The organism is Candidatus Thioglobus sp. (assembly GCA_028228555.1).
GTDB lineage: Bacteria > Pseudomonadota > Gammaproteobacteria > PS1 > Pseudothioglobaceae > Thioglobus_A.
Genome location: JAOJBP010000007.1, coordinates 1 through 16,962 on the forward strand (window position 1 = coordinate 1; position 16,962 = coordinate 16,962).

General features: G+C 37.7%; 19 protein-coding genes. 4 read left to right on the forward strand and 15 right to left on the reverse strand.

Annotated features, from left to right (window positions below; translation table 11 throughout):
• The 4 genes from icd to N9Y32_04665 form a co-directional block, all read right to left on the reverse strand.
• Positions 1 to 1,198, reverse strand: a 1,198-nt coding sequence (gene icd, locus N9Y32_04650; protein ID MDB2590303.1) for an NADP-dependent isocitrate dehydrogenase, incomplete at its 3' end; no start/stop codon positions are given.
• 20 nt (positions 1,199 to 1,218) lie between these two features.
• Positions 1,219 to 1,611 carry a ribosomal protein S18-alanine N-acetyltransferase gene (gene rimI, locus N9Y32_04655; protein ID MDB2590304.1) on the reverse strand — a complete coding sequence of 131 codons (393 nt, stop codon included), beginning with the start codon at positions 1,609 to 1,611 and terminating at the stop codon, positions 1,219 to 1,221.
• A gap of 28 nt (positions 1,612 to 1,639) precedes the next feature.
• A complete protein-coding gene (gene ilvA, locus N9Y32_04660) occupies positions 1,640 to 3,133 on the reverse strand; it encodes a threonine ammonia-lyase, biosynthetic (protein ID MDB2590305.1) in 1,494 nt (497 codons plus the stop codon).
• Positions 3,117 to 3,878, reverse strand: a complete 762-nt coding sequence (locus N9Y32_04665; GenBank protein ID MDB2590306.1) for an HAD-IA family hydrolase — start codon at positions 3,876 to 3,878, stop codon at positions 3,117 to 3,119. Before N9Y32_04665 ends, ilvA begins: the two co-directional genes overlap by 17 nt.
• Before the next feature lie 91 nt (positions 3,879 to 3,969).
• Between N9Y32_04665 and dksA the strand changes: the two genes are divergently transcribed.
• Positions 3,970 to 4,380, forward strand: a complete 411-nt coding sequence (dksA, locus tag N9Y32_04670; GenBank protein MDB2590307.1) for an RNA polymerase-binding protein DksA — start codon at positions 3,970 to 3,972, stop codon at positions 4,378 to 4,380.
• 11 nt (positions 4,381 to 4,391) lie between these two features.
• Here the strand turns inward: dksA and thiL are convergent, their stop codons facing one another.
• Genes thiL through cgtA form a run of 8 tightly spaced genes read right to left on the reverse strand, consistent with a single transcriptional unit; the run spans position 4,392 to position 10,317 of the window.
• Entirely contained in the window at positions 4,392 to 5,321 is a 930-nt protein-coding gene (thiL, locus tag N9Y32_04675; GenBank protein MDB2590308.1) for a thiamine-phosphate kinase, read from the reverse strand.
• Positions 5,318 to 5,824, reverse strand: a complete 507-nt coding sequence (locus N9Y32_04680) for a hypothetical protein (protein ID MDB2590309.1) — start codon at positions 5,822 to 5,824, stop codon at positions 5,318 to 5,320. Before N9Y32_04680 ends, thiL begins: the two co-directional genes overlap by 4 nt.
• Before the next feature lie 50 nt (positions 5,825 to 5,874).
• Positions 5,875 to 6,453 carry an NfuA family Fe-S biogenesis protein gene (locus N9Y32_04685; GenBank protein ID MDB2590310.1) on the reverse strand — a complete coding sequence of 193 codons (579 nt, stop codon included), beginning with the start codon at positions 6,451 to 6,453 and terminating at the stop codon, positions 5,875 to 5,877.
• Between the two features lie 2 nt (positions 6,454 to 6,455).
• Positions 6,456 to 7,295: a pantoate--beta-alanine ligase gene (gene panC, locus N9Y32_04690; protein ID MDB2590311.1), complete on the reverse strand. Its 840-nt coding sequence runs from the start codon at positions 7,293 to 7,295 to the stop codon at positions 6,456 to 6,458.
• Positions 7,295 to 8,077: a 3-methyl-2-oxobutanoate hydroxymethyltransferase gene (gene panB / locus N9Y32_04695; GenBank protein MDB2590312.1), complete on the reverse strand. Its 783-nt coding sequence runs from the start codon at positions 8,075 to 8,077 to the stop codon at positions 7,295 to 7,297. Before panB ends, panC begins: the two co-directional genes overlap by 1 nt.
• A complete protein-coding gene (folK, locus tag N9Y32_04700) occupies positions 8,074 to 8,547 on the reverse strand; it encodes a 2-amino-4-hydroxy-6-hydroxymethyldihydropteridine diphosphokinase (GenBank protein ID MDB2590313.1) in 474 nt (157 codons plus the stop codon). The genes panB and folK overlap by 4 nt, the downstream gene beginning before the upstream one ends.
• On the reverse strand, positions 8,541 to 9,311 hold the full coding sequence (gene proB / locus N9Y32_04705; GenBank protein ID MDB2590314.1) for a glutamate 5-kinase: 771 nt from the start codon (positions 9,309 to 9,311) through the stop codon (positions 8,541 to 8,543). The genes folK and proB overlap by 7 nt, the downstream gene beginning before the upstream one ends.
• Positions 9,304 to 10,317, reverse strand: a complete 1,014-nt coding sequence (gene cgtA, locus N9Y32_04710; protein MDB2590315.1) for an Obg family GTPase CgtA — start codon at positions 10,315 to 10,317, stop codon at positions 9,304 to 9,306. The genes proB and cgtA overlap by 8 nt, the downstream gene beginning before the upstream one ends.
• A 43-nt stretch (positions 10,318 to 10,360) precedes the next feature.
• Here cgtA and waaA point away from each other — a divergent pair, with 43 nt between their 5' ends.
• Positions 10,361 to 11,623, forward strand: coding sequence for a lipid IV(A) 3-deoxy-D-manno-octulosonic acid transferase (gene waaA / locus N9Y32_04715; protein ID MDB2590316.1), 1,263 nt, complete (start codon positions 10,361 to 10,363; stop codon positions 11,621 to 11,623).
• Between the two features lie 3 nt (positions 11,624 to 11,626).
• Here the strand turns inward: waaA and N9Y32_04720 are convergent, their stop codons facing one another.
• From N9Y32_04720 to thiC, 3 genes are all read right to left on the reverse strand, one after another.
• Positions 11,627 to 12,526 carry a dienelactone hydrolase family protein gene (locus N9Y32_04720; GenBank protein MDB2590317.1) on the reverse strand — a complete coding sequence of 300 codons (900 nt, stop codon included), beginning with the start codon at positions 12,524 to 12,526 and terminating at the stop codon, positions 11,627 to 11,629.
• A complete protein-coding gene (locus tag N9Y32_04725) occupies positions 12,519 to 12,950 on the reverse strand; it encodes a potassium channel family protein (GenBank protein ID MDB2590318.1) in 432 nt (143 codons plus the stop codon). The genes N9Y32_04720 and N9Y32_04725 overlap by 8 nt, the downstream gene beginning before the upstream one ends.
• A gap of 294 nt (positions 12,951 to 13,244) precedes the next feature.
• Positions 13,245 to 15,113 carry a phosphomethylpyrimidine synthase ThiC gene (gene thiC / locus N9Y32_04730; protein ID MDB2590319.1) on the reverse strand — a complete coding sequence of 623 codons (1,869 nt, stop codon included), beginning with the start codon at positions 15,111 to 15,113 and terminating at the stop codon, positions 13,245 to 13,247.
• A 41-nt stretch (positions 15,114 to 15,154) separates the two neighbouring features.
• On the opposite strand from thiC, the gene hemB reads away from it, so the two are divergent.
• Both hemB and N9Y32_04740 read left to right on the forward strand, forming a co-directional pair.
• Positions 15,155 to 16,141, forward strand: coding sequence for a porphobilinogen synthase (hemB, locus tag N9Y32_04735; protein ID MDB2590320.1), 987 nt, complete (start codon positions 15,155 to 15,157; stop codon positions 16,139 to 16,141).
• A gap of 101 nt (positions 16,142 to 16,242) precedes the next feature.
• Positions 16,243 to 16,959 carry a hypothetical protein gene (locus tag N9Y32_04740; protein ID MDB2590321.1) on the forward strand — a complete coding sequence of 239 codons (717 nt, stop codon included), beginning with the start codon at positions 16,243 to 16,245 and terminating at the stop codon, positions 16,957 to 16,959.
• Positions 16,960 to 16,962: the final 3 nt, after the last annotated feature.

Consider the following 16,962-nt stretch of genomic DNA (forward strand, 5'->3'; position numbering starts at 1 on the left):
TAGCGCCAGACATTAATCTCTCTAGATCGTAAGTAACTGTTTTGTTTTGAATAACGGTAGACATAGCTTCTAAAATTTTATCTGCAGCTTCAACCCAGCCCATATGCCTAAGCATCATTTCTGCAGATAGAATAATAGAGCCTGGATTAACTTTATTTAAACCGGCATATTTTGGTGCTGTTCCGTGGGTTGCTTCAAATACAGCGGTTGTATCTGATAAATTAGCACCAGGTGCAATACCGATACCTCCAACTTGAGCTGCTAATGCATCAGATATGTAATCACCATTTAAATTTAGTGTTGCGATGACTGAGTATTCTTCAGGACGCAATAAGATTTGTTGCAAGAAGGCGTCAGCAATAACATCTTTAACAGTGATAATAGTGCCTGTTGTTGGATTGGTAAATTCACACCATGGTCCATCGCCTATCACTTTAGCACCGAACTCTTCTTGAGCCATCTGATAGCCCCAATCTCTAAAACCACCTTCGGTGAATTTCATGATATTGCCTTTGTGTACAAGCGTGACAGAATCTTTATCGTTATCAATAGCGTATTGAATAGCAGCGCGAACTAAACGATCTGTGCCCTCTTTAGAAACTGGCTTAATACCAATGCCTGAAGTTTCTGGGAAACGAATTTTAGTTGTACCCATTTCATTTTGCAAAAAGTCGATTAGTTTTTTGACTTCTTTTGTACCTTCTTGATATTCAATACCTGCATAAATATCTTCAGAGTTTTCTCTAAAAATTATCATGTCTACTTTCTCAGGAGCTTTAACGGGAGTTGGTGTGCCTGTAAAGTATTGCACAGGACGCTGACAAATAAATAGATCAAGCTCTTGACGAATGGCAACATTTAAAGAGCGCATGCCGCCGCCAACTGGGGTGGTTAATGGCCCTTTAATAGAGACAACAAATTCTTGAATGGCATCAATTGTTTCTTGAGGCAAGTATTCACCATAAATATCACTCGCCTTTTCGCCAGCATAAACATCCATCCATTTAATAGATCTTTCACCATTGTAGGTTTTCTGAATAGTGCTATCAATAACTTTTTTCATCACTGGGGAAACATCACTACCAATACCGTCACCCTCAATATAAGTAATGATTGGATGATTAGGAACTTTGATAGTACCATTTTCAAAAGTAATTTTTTCGCCGTTTTCTGGCACTTGAATATGTTGATAGCTCATTAGTATTTCCGGATATTTTATTAAATAAGTAAGTGTAGTATTTTAGCATCCTCAAGGTTCGAGTAGTATTTTTTGCGAGTATCAATCAATTCAAAACCATATTTTTGATAAAAGTGAATGGCTGATACATTAGAAACTCTAACTTCTAACATGATAGAGCGAACCTTGTTTTTGTCTAAACGTTGCAATAGGTCATCTAATAGCTCCCTACCCAACCCTTTACGCTGAAACTGAGGAGTAATGGCAATCGTTAAAATATCTATAAAATCTATTGAGTTTAAGGTGATCAAATAACCTGCAATTTGATCATCATACGAAATTAATCGCATGCTAACGCTTGAATTTTGAAATGAATCAAGAAATTTTTGCTGACTCCAAGGCGAAGAAAATACGCAATTTTCAATCGCTAAAATTGCCTCTAGATCTTTTTTTGTTGCTTCTCTAAAGGAAGTATTGATAAGCTTTATTATCAGTTTCGTTTTGGTAGAAATATCCTAGATCGTCAAAGCTTTGCTCTAATTGAGCAACATCTTGGGCTTGCAGACCAATTAATACACGGCCAAAATCAGCACCATGATTGCGATAATGAAATAAAGTAATATTCCAATGACTACCCACTTTCTTTAAAAAATCTAGCAAGGCGCCTGGACGCTCTGGAAATTCAAATCGGTATAACACTTCATGCTCGCAGTTACTGCGTCCACCAACCATATATCTAATATGTGTTTTGGCGATAGAATTATCACTCATATCTAGTACATCAAAAGAGTTTGATAAACGATCTAATAGTACTTGTTTTTCATTCAGACCTTCATTGAGTGAAATACCCACAAAGATTCGCGCTTGCTCATTAGAGCCATACCGATAGTTGAATTCAGTAATTGAATGATCTTTCAACATTTCGCAGAATTTTAAAAAGCTGCCTGGTTTTTCATCAATGGTGACCGCAATAATTGCTTCATTGTTCTCACCAATGTCAGCACGCTCTGAAATATAGCGCAATCTATCAAAGTTGACATTTGCGCCAGATACTATTGAAACTAGATTTTCGTTTTTTAAATCATGTGTTTGGAGATATTTTTTAATACCCGCAGTTGATAACGCACCAGCTGGTTCTGAGATAGAACGAACATCTTCATAGATATCTTTAATGGCTGCACAGAGCTCATCATTACTCACTAGAATAACTTCATCGACGAATTGCTTAGCCATTTCAAAGGTTTTTTCACCAATTTGCTTAACCGCAACGCCATCAGCAAAACGACCTACTTCTGGCAAAACTACACGCTCATTATGCTTTAGGGCTTCATATAAAGTTGGAGAGTCTTGTGGCTCAACACCAATGACGCGAATATTTGGTGCGTAATGCTTAAGATAGGTTGCCATACCACCAATTAGACCACCACCCCCTACAGGAATAAATACTTTATCAATCGCTGGTAATTGCTCCAATAGCTCTTTAGCAATAGTTGCTTGGCCTGCCATCACTTCAATATCGTCATATGGGTGGATAAAGACTAAATCTTGTTGTTTTTCAAGTTGTTTGGCATGCTTTAAGGCATCATCATAAACATCGCCATGAAGCACAACCTTGCCGCCCAATTGCTTAACCGCATTAACTTTAATTTTGGGGGTTGATAATGGCATTACAATTAGTGCATTGATGCCTAATTTTGTAGCAGACAAGGCTACTCCTTGAGCATGGTTACCTGCGCTAGCTGTTACAACACCTTTGGCTTTTTGTTCAGATGATAAAGAAGAAATTTTTTGGTATGCACCTCTATTCTTAAAAGCATGAATTGATTGCTCATCTTCACGCTTTAAATAGATATTATTCTTTAGGCGTTTAGAAAGCTGATGCGCATGAGAAAGTGGTGTAACTGTTGCGACATCATAAACACGTGTAGAATTTGCTAATTTAACAATGTTGTGCATGGAGCTCCTGCAAGTAAGCCACATCAACATAACTGGCTTTTGTTTGATTACCTTGAATTAGATTAAACGGCTGATCTGGTTCACCCAAATTACTTAAAATAACAGCAGCGCCTGTAAAATCATGTGTATCAGTATAATCGTTAACCGTAATAATAGTTTCGAGATGAGCATCAGCTGCGGAAACAATACCGTTATGAGAATCTTCAAATGCCAAGCATTGAGATGCTTCAAGATTCATCTGCTCTAAAACATAATGATAAATGTCTCCAGCTGGCTTCAGATTTGGCACCACATCACCTGCGCCGATAACTTCAAACCAATCTAATGCCTCTCTACCTAGCGTACTAATAATCAAAGCATCAACGTTAGCTGGTGTTGTTGTTGTTGCAATAGCTAGACGCAAACCTGCTGCTCGCGCCTCATTAAACAAACGCTCGACACCAGGTCGAAGAGGCATATCGCCCTGCTCCACAATATCAACATATTTTTTTGTTTTAAGTTGATGTAATTTTAAGGCAAAAGCATTTAAATCTTCTATTTCAAAATTAGGTAAATATTTATTGACATAGTGTTTAATTCGCAATTGACCGCCGGTCACATTTAACAATTCATGGTAAAGTTCATTGGACCAATTCCAATCAAGGTCCAATTCTTTGAAAGCTAAATTAAAAGCGACCAAATGCCCATCTCTTTCAGTGTTAGCAAGGGTTCCATCAACGTCAAAAATTAATGCTTCTAAAGTCATGATGCTTTTGTAGTTAAATATATGAGAAATAAATTGCTATTTTAAGACACTTTAGGTATAAAGATATTTTTTTTGAATTAATCTTAAATTTATGTCGCAGACAGACTATCAAGATATCCCACATTACGTATCTAAAAAAGGTGAAGAATTTATGAGTCAAGCTCAGCTTGATCATTTCATCAACAAGTTAAATATTTGGAGAAACCAATTAGTAAGTGATGCGGAATCAACTATTAGCCATATTCAAAAAGATTCAACGCAAGTAGCTGATATTAATGATCGTGCAACACTTGAAGAAGAATTTGCATTGGAGCTCAGAACAAGAGACCGTGAACGTAAATTAATCGGAAAAATCGATAAAACTTTACATATTATTGAGATGGGTGATTACGGCTATTGTAAAACTTGTGGTGCTGAAATTTCACTGGTTCGTCTAGAGGCACGTCCTACTGCAAATGAGTGCATTGATTGCAAAACAATCTCTGAGAAGAAAGAAGTTTAATCAAACGTTAATCAAAAGTGCTTGTAAGATTTGCACTTTTGATTAAACCCACCTAAGCGCTCAAGTCCTAATTCTTGGGTAATCATTCCGATAGGTGTTAGCTTTACGTTTAAATCTTTTGATAATTGTTCAACCTGTTTGATTTTATTTTGCGCTACTGTAAAGCATAACTGATAATCATCACCTCCCGCAAGCACTAAACACCAATCTTGGCTCTGTTGAGTATAGGTCTGAACCTCATTACTTAGTGGTATATCAACTAAATTAATACGCGCACCTAGGTTTGATCGCTTAAGAATATGGCCAAGATCTTGCTCTAAACCATCTGATATATCAATACAGGCATTAGCAACTCCAACTAATGAATGACCAAGTTTTATTTGCGGATCGGGTGTGTTAAAGCTTTTTAAAAGTGATTCACTCGGGCGAATATTTTGCTGAATTTGCTGCCAAGCAAGCGCAGCATCTCCTAATGTATTAGAAACAAAGATGGTATCTCCTACTTGAGCAGATGACCTCAATAAAGCCTCACCCTTTTTTACTATGCCAGTGACATTAATAGTAATACTTAGCACTCCTTTAGTCGTGTCACCACCCACCAAAGTAATATGATGAAGATCGGCCAATGCTTTAAGCGAGCTAGAGAAATCATTGAGCCAGTTTTCGTCGAGTTCAGGAAATGTTAGCGCCAACGTAAAATATTGAGGGGTTGCACCCATGGCGGCCAAATCACTTAAATTAACTGCTAGAGCTTTATGAGCAATATCACTGGCAGAAGTATTCTTAGGAAAATGCACGCCTTCGATTAATGTATCGACGCTAGTTGCTATTTGATATTGACTGTCAATTAAAATTAGGGCGCAATCATCACCAACCCCTAATAGGTTAGTATCTTCAATGTTCCAATTGAAATATTTTTCAATTAGATCAAACTCATTCATTGCGGATGTTTTTGAGTAAATTTTTGTTCTACCTCACCACGACCTGCATTAAACATAGAGCCAGACCCTAGCACGGCAGAAACAAGCACAGCAAAAAATAATGGCACAGTGCCTAGTAATGTAAAAATTGAGCCAGTAATACTAGTGCCATCCATACTACTGACACCGTTATCGCCAATAGTTATTCCAAGCAATGTGATTAAAATATAAAACACATAAGCGCTGATCAGAATCTTATAGCGATTAAGCGACATTTGCCAATGCAGGTACACCAAATAAGCATCGTTTTTCTTAGCTTTTTTGGTTCGTAGATAGGTATAAAAAATGATACTCATAGAGATAACAATCGTTATCCCAATGGCAACATTCATACTAGTATTAAGTAACTTTATCAGCCCCAATGTACCAATAATGTGAATTAGGATAGTGTTGATAGTAAAGAGTTCGTGAGCAGCTTTAGCACGCTTACGGTCTTGTTCAGTTGCATCAATTTTAATAATCATAGCGATTATTTTACACCATATAAAATCAAGGCCTAAGCCTCGAGAAGTTATTACATATAGGCGTTTTCTTTTTGAGTGTGGTCAGTTACATCGCGCACGGATTTAATCTCTGGGAAAAGATTCCTAAGTTGGGTTTCAACACCCTGTTCTAAAGTTGCTTTTACTGACGAACAACCTTGGCAACCTCCACCGAAATTAAGAATCACATCCTTGTCTTTAGTAATTTCAACCAAATCAACAAAACCACCATGTGATGCAAGTCCTGGGCTGATTTCAGCTGCCAAAACATATTTAATTCTCTCTTCCAGGGGTGCATCGTCTTTTGGCTCTTCGCCTTTAGCATTAGGCGCAGTAATAGTCAGTTTTTTTCCGGTACCTTCGTCTTTTAAAGCTACCTCTGATCCTTTTAAATAAGGAAAGTTAGCTTTATCAATGTAGGATAAAAATCCTTTATATTCAAACTTTTCATAGCCTGGCGTTAGATCTTTTGGATGGCAAAAATTAAATGACACAGTTGCAGCTGGTGTTCCGGCACGCGTTACATCGACCTTAAGGCCTAATTCTTGGTCATCTTGCTGAGAAAATAGATCCGCAACATACGCTTGGGCTTCATCCGAAATACTAAACATGGCTATCCTTTATTAAAAATTATATTATCGATCAAACGAGTTGATCCTAAAAATACAGAACATAATATCGCAATTTTGTTGGTATTGTCTGCAATAGATTTAAGGGTATTAGCATCAAGCACTGATAAATACTCTATTTTAAAATGCTGTTCCAAGGCTCTATTTGAATTTAGCCTAGCTTGTTCTATCTCTTTATCTTGTAAAATTTCTTTTTTTAAATCTTTTAAAACTTTATATAGATTGGTTGCAAGATCTCTTTCATCCATTGATAAATATTGATTTCTAGTACTCATGGCAAGCCCATTTTTTTCACGAACAATATCACCCGATAGAATCTTGATAGGGAGTGCTAATGCTTTAACCATTTGCTCAATAACCAATAATTGTTGGTAATCTTTCTGGCCAAAAATAGCCACGTCAGGTTTGGTAATTTTAAACAGGCAATTCACTACTTGAACCACTCCATCAAAATGACCAGGGCGAGAATTGCCACACAACCCTTGAGATAAACTTCCAGCTTTTAAAGGACTCTTAAAGCCGTCTGGATAGATTTGTTTTTTGTCTGGCGTAAAGACCGCATCAACTGCACAAGCTTCTAACTCGGATAGATCTTGATCCAAGGTTTTTGGATAGTTTTCAAAGTCTTCATGCTCACCAAATTGCGTTGGATTGACAAAAATACTAACAATAACTTTGTCGGCATTTTCTTTAGCCTGATGAACTAAAGATAAGTGGCCAGCATGCAAGCCTCCCATGGTTGGCACCAAAGCGATTGTTTTTCCTTGAGATTTCCATATCGAAACCACCTCAGCTATTTGCTTATTATTTGAACAAACTTTCATTAATAGCTATACTCATCGCTGGGGAAGGTTTGATTTTTAACTGAGTCAACAAAGTCTTTTACTGCAGATTCAATTGAGTCATTACCAGTCAAAAAGTTTTTGACAAATTTAGGCAAATACCCTGTGTTAATTCCAAGCATATCGTAACTAACTAATACCTGCCCATCGCAGTCAACTCCTGCACCAATGCCGATCGTTGGAATGGAAATCGACTGACTAATCTTACTGGCAAGCTTTGCGGGCACACATTCAATTACGATCGCTTTAACCCCCCAAGATTCAAGCAATTTGGCATCTTTTAAAATACGCTGTGCACTCTGTTCATCTTTGCCTTGAACCTTGTAGCCACCCATTTCAATTACAGATTGCGGTTGTAATCCTAAATGACCACATATGGGAATGTTATTAGCCTGCAAGAGCTTAAAAGAAGCCTCATGCTCTGACCCACCTTCAAATTTTATCATGTGTGCACCAGTACTCATTAAGCGCTCAGCATTTTTTAGAGTTTGCTCAGGATTGGTATAGCTTTGATACGGCATATCACCAATCAACAAGGCATTTTGAATCCCCTTTGCAGCTGCTTGAGTATGGTAAATCATATCTTGCATGGTAACATTTAATGTATTTTGCGCCCCTTGAATCACATTACCTAACGAATCACCTACCAAAATTACATCCACACCACACTCGTCAAATAGCTTGGAAAATGAGGAATCGTAAGCGGTTAAACAAGTAATCTTTTCACCGCTTTCTTTAAAAGATTGTAGTTGAGTAAGTGTCATAATTTTGTTAATTTAAACTCGCCTAATTCCTCAATAAGATCTTGAATAGGGCCTAATACCGGTACTTTTAGATCATCTTCAAGTTCAGCCAATGGAATAAGAACAAAAGCTCTATTCATCATTTCAGGGTGCGGGATAATTAATTGTTTAGAGGCGACCACTTGAACGCCATAAATAATAATATCTAAATCAATAGTTCTAGCGCCCCATTTTTTTTCACGCACTCGGTGTTGTTTGGTTTCAATATCTTGACAAACATAGAGCAATTCTAACGGCGTGAGGTGTGTGTCAACTTGAGCAATCGCGTTAATATAATCAGGCTGTTTTGAATCATCCACTGGTGGTGATTGATACAAGCTAGAAAGATTAACTACTTGTACATCTTTAGTTGCATGCAACGCCATAACTGCGGTTTTGATTTGTTGCTTTGGCTCATTAAGGTTCGAGCCTAGCCCAATATAAGCTAACAATGGATTAAAGTTCCGACATGTTCGCCAGCACCTAATTTTATTAAGACATCAGGGTGTCTGCCAGAAGCAATAACCGTATTGGTATTTGAATGGGAAGCTTTTCTAGCAGCCAATACTTTGGTATACATCCCGCCAGAACCTAATGAACCGCCCGTTCTACCTGCTACTTTTTCTAATTTTTCATCATCAACCTGAATTTTTGAAATCAGTTCAGCATCAGAATTTTGCCTAGGGTCGGCGCTATAAAGGCCGCCCTGGTCTGTCAAAATAACCAATTGAGTTGCACCTACTAAATTAGCCACCAGTGCTGCTAAGGTATCATTATCACCAAATTTAATTTCTTCAGTGGCAACCGTATCATTCTCATTAACAATTGGTACTGTATTTAGTTCAAGTAGTGCATTTAAGGTTGCTGAAATATTGTCACTCTGCAGAGTGTCAGCTAGATTGTCATGAGTTAACAGCACTTGAGCTGTATGGATTGTGTGCTTTGCAAATAAAGATTCATAGGTTTGCACTAAGCCCATTTGCCCAACGGCAGCAGCAGCTTGAAGCTGATGAATACTCTCTGGTCGACTCGACCAACCTAAGCGCTTCATACCTTCTGCAATGGCGCCACTAGAAACTAAAATCACTTCAATTCCTTGATTTCTTAATTGTACAATCTGCTCAACCCAAGAGCTAATGGCGCTAACGTCTAACCCTTGTCCATCATTGGTTAAGAGTGCCGATCCAATCTTAACTACCCACCTTTGTTTATTCATTGTTATTATTTTTAACTAGCATGAACAAGCCTTTGACTAAGTCTTTACAGCCCAGGCCGTTTAATGCTGAAATATTATAAAATTCACCCTTGTAGCCAATGTCTTTTAACAAAGTCTTAACTACTTCATCACGATCATCTTCAGGTAACAAATCCATTTTATTGACTGCAAGCATTCTCGGCTTGTCAGCTAATTCTGGATCATATTTTCTTAACTCTTTTTCAATAGTTAAAAAGTTTTTAGCAGGATCTGATGCATCTGCTGGCAAAATATCAACCACATGCAGTAAAGCTTTAGAGCGAGATAAATGCTTTAAAAATTCAAAGCCCAGGCCAACACCTTCACTCGCATCTTCGATTAAGCCAGGGATATCAGCCATCACAATATGTTCATCATAATAAGAGACCACGCCTAATGATGGGTGCAGTGTTGTAAATGGATAGTCGGCTACTTTAGGACGTGCACTGGATATCTGGCGAATCAAACTTGATTTTCCTGCATTAGGCATTCCAAGTAATCCAATATCAGCCATCACATTCATTTCTAGGCCAATTTCACGTATTTCGCCCAGTGAGCCTGTTGTGGTTTTACGTGGTGCACGATTAATGCTAGATTTAAAACGTGTATTACCCAAGCCATGAAAACCACCCTTGGCAACCAAAACAATCTGCTCATGCTCAATCATTTCACCAATCAGCTCATCTGTTTCTAAATCGTAAATTTTGGTGCCTAATGGAATTTCAACTGTTAGATGGTCCGCAGATTTTCCACGTTTATTTTGGCCCGCTCCAGGTTGGCCATTTTTTGCTCTAAATAAACGATTAAAGCGAAACTCGCTCAGCGTGTTTAAACTCTCCTGGCCACGGAAATATATGTGCCCGCCATCACCTCCATCACCGCCATCTGGTCCGCCATCTGGGATATATTTCTCTCGACGAAAACTCAAACAACCGCCACCACCTTTTCCAGCTTCAATACGAATACTGGCAGAATCAACAAACTTCATAAAAAACCGCTAAAATACAATAAAGCTATTATACCACCGACAAATGAATCGAACCCTATACAGCCTAGTTGGATATTTATTATTACCCATTTTAATTATTCGATTATTTGTGAAATCCATCAAGGCACCAAACTACAGAAAAAGAGTATTGGAAAGACTCGGATATATCCCAAAAATATCCACACCTAATATCTGGATCCATTGCGTATCAGTTGGTGAATTTAGAGCTTCAATCTCCCTAATTGATGCACTGATTAAACAACATACGGCTCATCGAATATTGGTAAGCACCACGACACCAACAGGCTCAGATGCACTAAAACAACACTATGGCAACAAAGTGCTGCACTTGTATTTCCCATTTGACTTAGGCTTTATTGTTAAACGCTATATTAATAAAATAAAACCTGATTTATGTATTTTGATGGAGACTGAAATATGGCCTAATTTAATTAACGCCTTAAAACAAAAACAGATACCAAGCATTTTAATCAATGCCAGAATGTCTGAACGCTCACTTAAAAAATATCAAAAATTTGCTCCCAAACTGGTTAACGAAACACTTAATAACTTAAGTCTTATTGCAACACAAAACCAAAACTCAGCCAATCGATTTATTCTTCTTGGCGCGCAAAAAGAAAAAGTAGTTAATGCTGGTAATATCAAATTTGACCTAAACCCCCAAGCAGACATACTAACCATTAATGCGCTTAATAAAATTACAAATGACAGGCCAGTGGTAACGTTTGCGAGCACCCATGAAGGAGAAGAGCGCCAGATTATCGATAGCTTCCTAAAATATCAGGATAGCATTGATGCGCTTTTAATTATTGTTCCAAGACACCCAGAGCGTTTTAATGAGGTGGAAAAATTAGTAACCCACTCTAATTTAACCATTGCTCGTCGATCAAGATTAAAGTCAACCACGAGTACACAATTTCTATTAGGTGACTCTATGGGTGAAATGATGAGCTATTTTGAAATTAGCGATATCGTGTTTATGGGTGGCAGTTTAAATGCTACAGGTGGGCACAATATGCTTGAACCAGCAGCACTTTCAAAGCCTATTATTTTTGGTCCAACTGTGTTTAATTTTGCCGAAATATCTTCTGAGCTACTCAACAATCAGGGTGCAATTCAGGTGCAAAATTCTGATCAGCTATTGACAGAAATCATCCAGCTATTATCCGATCAGCAAAAATCTAGTCAGCTTGGTAAAAACGCAAATCAGTACTTTAAATCAAAACAAGGAGCTGTGAACAATCTAGCCAATCAAATCAACTTATTGCTAAACCAAAAAAAATAACTATTAATTTAAATTTTTTCTAACGAAGTCGGCAGTTCTTTGGATGGCATCTTTTGCTGCCAAATCATCTGCAAACGTTCTCACATGTATCGGTCTAAATTCAAACCCACGGCCAACGCCTGGATAAATAAACAACTGCGCGTCCACCCCTCTACCTTGTAATTCTTCTATGCCGGCCATAATCGGGCGAATTCTTTGATATTGATCGTGCTCACCAACAAAAACCAAAGTGGGCACATTAAGCGTGTTGAGCTCTGGTGCGTATTGATATATCTGCTTAACTTCTGGTGCATTTGGATCTTGCCAGTGCGGATAATATGATACATAACAAGCAACCTGGTCCTGCTTTTGATGTTTAACCAACGCCCTTAATGCCATGTAACCACCTCGAGTATGAGAAACAGTGCACGCTCTGTCTCCCAAAATATCGGTTCGCTGTAGTAAAGTATCGATACCTTTTGCCACATGTTCGTCGTAAATATATTTATGCTCAACAGGAAAATTAGATGTCATATAAGTACCAAACATATCTGGTGCTAGTACAATAAATCCTCTAGCTGCCAAACGCTTAATACTTGGCAAAGTCCAACTATCAAGACCTCTACGTCCATGCTGAAATAACACAGGCAAATATTTACCTGGTTTTGTTGGTTTAAATATATAAGCTTCAACCTCAACATCGCCATCCATATAAGTTACGCTCTGCATAGACACTTTATGATTTTGTGGCTCTGGTAATTGACCTTCTTTCCACCAGGCATCGTCCCACCAACGCTTTTCTTTATCTTGCGGATATTGAATATCAATCCAAGGTTTGGAAGGATGCGGCGCAGCGACAACCCAACTGGAAAAGATAACACCTAAGATCGTTAAACTTAATACCACTTTTTTTAAACTATCCATTTTCATTACCCCAATGACGCTGCATCTCATAAAACAAAAAAGAAGCAGTCCAAGTAATCAGTACAAAACCAACTAGAGCTTCCATGCCAACTAATAAACGAATAGAGCCTATAGGCTGAATATCACCAAAGCCAAGCGTGGAGAAATTGGTCAATGAAAAATAGATGCTATCCATAAGTGAACCATCATAATTACCTTGTATTTCACCCCACATCTTATCTTTGCTCATTAAAAAATAAGCCAGTGCAAAGAGCCATATCTCAACCATATGAGCAATTAGCGCAATAAACACCACGAATACAATTCTAAATCGATGTTTAATATGGGCTTTAGGCACCAGCTTAGTGGCACGGTACAAAAATTCATAATGAATTAGGACACTCAGAGTAACGATAATGATGTTAATTAATGTTGCAAGCCACATAGATAAAATCTTTATAATTAAAGTAACTAATTTTACTTAAAAAATTTAGGAAATAATCGAAATGGGCTGTTGCAACAAAAAAATCAATGAAAAGCCTTTATGCTACTGCTTTAATATCAGTGAAAATGCCTATCTAGAGGCACTAAAAGTTGGAAAAGGCAGTGTTTTAAAGGATTTTGTGATATTTCAGACCAAAAACAACTACTGCAACTGTGAAAACCTTAATCCTTCTAAGCAATGCTGCCTAAAAGCCTTTAAACAAATAGAAATTTCGCAAAAAATGAAAACGAACGCTTAAGCGTCCTCTTTCATATAAATTTCACTGTCATTCGCCAAAAACTCAGCCGATTTGAGATCCATTTCCACTTGAATGGCATTAATCTTAGCAATTTCTGCTGCATCCATGGTTTTAATTTCTTGAGTAATTTTCATAGAGCAAAACTTCGGGCCACACATTGAGCAAAAGTGTGACGTCTTAGCTGCTTGCTTAGGCATGGTTTCATCGTGATATTTACGAGCTGTATCTGGGTCTAAACCTAGATTAAACTGATCTTCCCATCTAAATTCAAAACGTGCCTTAGATAAAGCGTTGTCGCGAATTTGAGCACCTGGATGGCCTTTGGCCAAATCAGCAGCGTGTGCTGCAATTTTGTAAGCAATAATGCCTTCTTTTACATCATCTTGATTTGGTAAGCCTAAATGCTCCTTAGGTGTCACGTAACAAAGCATAGCACAGCCATACCAGCCGATTTGTGCAGCACCAATGGCTGAAGTAATATGATCATAACCTGGAGCAATATCCGTCGTTAATGGGCCTAATGTATAAAACGGCGCTTCACCACATTCGTCAAGCTGCTTTTCCATGTTTTCTTTAATCATTTGCATTGGAACGTGTCCAGGGCCCTCGATAAAAGTTTGAACATCATGCTTCCAGGCAACTTTTGTCAACTCGCCTAGGGTTTCAAGCTCACCAAATTGTGCTGCATCATTTGCATCAGCAATACAACCTGGGCGCAGACCATCACCCAATGAAAAAGTAACATCGTACTTTTTCATAATTTTACAAATATCTTCAAAATGAGTATAAATAAAGCTTTCTGTATGATGCGCTAAGCACCATTTGGCCATAATAGAGCCACCACGAGACACAATGCCTGTAATACGATCAATCGTCAAAGGAACATGCTTTAAACGAACACCTGCGTGAATCGTGAAATAATCAACACCCTGCTCAGCTTGCTCAATTAGCGTATCTCTAAATACCTCCCAAGTTAGATCTTCAACCACACCATTAACTTTTTCTAAAGCTTGATAAATAGGCACTGTACCGATTGGAACTGGAGAGTTTCTAATAATCCATTCGCGAGTTTCATGAATATTTTTACCCGTTGAAAGATCCATAATTGTATCTGCCCCCCAACGAATTCCCCAAACCATTTTGTCTACTTCTTCTTCAATGCTTGAGCCCAATGCTGAATTACCAATGTTGCCATTAATTTTCACCATAAAATTACGGCCAATAATCATCGGCTCAGTCTCAGGGTGGTTAATATTTGCAGGAATAACGGCGCGTCCACGTGCCACTTCACTACGAACAAATTCTGCAGTGATCAGCTCAGGAATTTCAGCACCAAAGCTTTCACCTTTCTGCTGACCAATTTGATCTTTATAATCTTGCCATTTACAATTTTCACGAATGGCAATATATTCCATTTCTGGTGTGATAATACCTTGTCTCGCATAATGCATTTGAGTAACGTTCTTTCCGTCTTTCGCGCATTTAGGTGTTTTTAAAAATTCAAATCGTAGTGTATCTAGTTCAGCATTATCTAAACGTTCATTTGAGAAAACTGAACTCATACCTTCAAGCATTTGCACATCTTCTCTTTCATCGATCCAGTTATCACGAATACTATCTAAACCCTTACGTAAATCGATTTTCACATTGCTATCTGTATAAACACCTGAGGTGTCATAGACATGGATAGGATCATTCTTTTCAGCTAACTCGCCAATAGTTTCTGTGAGTGTGATTTCACGCATTGGCACTTGAATATCTTTTCGTGAGCCTTGTACATAAATCTTATTTGAATTAGGAAAAGGTTTAATAAACGCCTCTTTGACGCTTGACATACTGGTTAAGGTTTCGCTTGATTGATTCATTGTTGTATAATCGGTTAAATTATTAGAAATGTTAAATAAGAATGCCAATTTTAACCCATAGACCGCGTCGTTTGAGAAAACACACGCATACCCGTGAATTAATACGTGAAAACACATTAACAACGGACGATTTAATCTTCCCAATCTTTGTCATTGAAGGTGAAAACAAGCGTGAAAGCATTGATTCTTTGCCTGATATCGAGCGCATGAGTATTGATCAATTACTAATTGAAGCTCAAGAATTAGTTGATTTAGGCATTCGTGCAGTAGCTTTGTTTCCAGTCGTGGCTAATGACAAAAAAACCCTAGATGCTCAAGAGGCATTTAATCCTGATGCCCTTGCACAAAGAGCTGTACGCGCATTAAAACAAAAATTTTCTGAGCTTGCTGTGATTACTGATGTTGCTCTTGATCCTTTCACTACTCATGGTCAAGATGGACTTATTGATGAATCAGGTTATGTTCTTAATGATGAGACCGTTGAAGTACTCGTTAAACAAGCTCTGTCTCATGCGCAAGCTGGAAGTGACATTGTCGCCCCTTCAGATATGATGGATGGGCGTATAGGCGCAATTCGTGATGCCTTAGAAGAAAATGGCTTTATTCATACTAATATTCTGGCTTATTCAGCTAAATATGCTTCTAGCTACTATGGGCCTTTTAGAGATGCAGTCGGCTCTGCTGGCAATCTGGGGAGTTCTAGTAAGGAAACTTATCAAATGGATCCAGCTAATTCTGATGAAGCCATTCGTGAAGTAGGCTTGGATATTGATGAGGGTGCTGACATGGTCATGATTAAGCCTGGACTACCTTACCTTGATATCGTCTATCGAGTGAAACAAACATTTGGTATGCCAACTTTTGCCTATCATGTCAGCGGAGAATATGCACAAATTAAAGCAGCCAGCCAAAATGGTTGGATTGATGAAAAAAAGGTTGTATTAGAAACCTTACTGTCTTTTAAGCGTGCTGGTAGTGATGCAATCTTAACCTATTATGCTAAACAAGCTGCTCAATGGCTTAAATAGTCTTTATTTTTTTATATTAAAATATAATAATATTCTTATATAATTTCTAAAATCATGTATAATAGTGTCTTAATTACACCATTTACATACGAGAACTTATCATGGAAAACAAATCACTTTTTAGCGCCATTGTTCTAGCTTTTGCATTAATTGCAGGCTACTTTTTTTATAGTGAAAAACTAGAGACTTTAGAGCAAGAGACGGCTGAAATAACAAAAGAGTACAATCAAAAACTAAACGCTTTGCAGCCAACTAAAACTGACACTGATACCTCTGACAATGCAGTTCTTGAATCGCTTAATAATCAATTAATAAAAGCACAATCAGCACTTAAGATTTCTCAAGAAAAACTTTCATTAGTGACAAGTAAAACCAGTGTTTTAGGTAATGAAATCTCTCAAATAAGTGACGCAAGAATACAAGTTAAAACGCTTAAAGGCTCTTTGAAATCAGTTGAGAAAAAGCTAGGCATATCTACTGAAAAGCTTAGCTTCCTTCAAGGTGTTTTCGAAACTCAAAACAAAACAACAGTTGAGAAAAATATTGCCAGAATTGAAGAGCTAAAAGAAACTTCTAGTGGTATTGCTATCACTGGATTAATCGTACCTGTAATCGGTGTGGCAACATTAGTTTCTTATACAACTGAAGAGATTAACAACTATTGTGCAAATATTAAAAACACAATTGAGCTTGAAAATCAGGTATTTGGAAAGATCGTTTCTTTAGATAAAGGCATGCAAAAAAGCTATCATAATCAGTGTGAAGTTAGCTTAAAAGATAAAATTAAAAAAGGCTTGAAAAAACTTCAAGCCCAGTAATTT

What these genes read in the sequence shown, in the direction of transcription:
- N9Y32_04665 (MDB2590306.1), bottom strand. Translation starts at nt 3,878, where the DNA reads ATGACTTTAGAAGCATTAATTTTTGACGTTGATGGAACCCTTGCTAAC.
- cgtA (MDB2590315.1), bottom strand. Translation starts at nt 10,317, where the DNA reads ATGAAGTTTGTTGATTCTGCCAGTATTCGTATTGAAGCTGGAAAAGGT.
- ilvA (MDB2590305.1), bottom strand. Translation starts at nt 3,133, where the DNA reads ATGCACAACATTGTTAAATTAGCAAATTCTACACGTGTTTATGATGTC.
- N9Y32_04685 (MDB2590310.1), bottom strand. Translation starts at nt 6,453, where the DNA reads ATGTTTAGTATTTCGGATGAAGCCCAAGCGTATGTTGCGGATCTATTT.
- N9Y32_04725 (MDB2590318.1), bottom strand. Translation starts at nt 12,950, where the DNA reads ATGTGGCTTGCAACATTAATTAACATCATTATCGTTACTCTGAGTGTC.
- N9Y32_04680 (MDB2590309.1), bottom strand. Translation starts at nt 5,824, where the DNA reads ATGATTATTAAAATTGATGCAACTGAACAAGACCGTAAGCGTGCTAAA.
- panC (MDB2590311.1), bottom strand. Translation starts at nt 7,295, where the DNA reads ATGAAAGTTTGTTCAAATAATAAGCAAATAGCTGAGGTGGTTTCGATA.
- dksA (MDB2590307.1), top strand. Translation starts at nt 3,970, where the DNA reads ATGTCGCAGACAGACTATCAAGATATCCCACATTACGTATCTAAAAAA.
- panB (MDB2590312.1), bottom strand. Translation starts at nt 8,077, where the DNA reads ATGACACTTACTCAACTACAATCTTTTAAAGAAAGCGGTGAAAAGATT.
- waaA (MDB2590316.1), top strand. Translation starts at nt 10,361, where the DNA reads ATGAATCGAACCCTATACAGCCTAGTTGGATATTTATTATTACCCATT.
- proB (MDB2590314.1), bottom strand. Translation starts at nt 9,311, where the DNA reads ATGAATAAACAAAGGTGGGTAGTTAAGATTGGATCGGCACTCTTAACC.
- thiC (MDB2590319.1), bottom strand. Translation starts at nt 15,113, where the DNA reads ATGAATCAATCAAGCGAAACCTTAACCAGTATGTCAAGCGTCAAAGAG.
- N9Y32_04740 (MDB2590321.1), top strand. Translation starts at nt 16,243, where the DNA reads ATGGAAAACAAATCACTTTTTAGCGCCATTGTTCTAGCTTTTGCATTA.
- hemB (MDB2590320.1), top strand. Translation starts at nt 15,155, where the DNA reads ATGCCAATTTTAACCCATAGACCGCGTCGTTTGAGAAAACACACGCAT.
- thiL (MDB2590308.1), bottom strand. Translation starts at nt 5,321, where the DNA reads ATGAATGAGTTTGATCTAATTGAAAAATATTTCAATTGGAACATTGAA.
- N9Y32_04720 (MDB2590317.1), bottom strand. Translation starts at nt 12,526, where the DNA reads ATGGATAGTTTAAAAAAAGTGGTATTAAGTTTAACGATCTTAGGTGTT.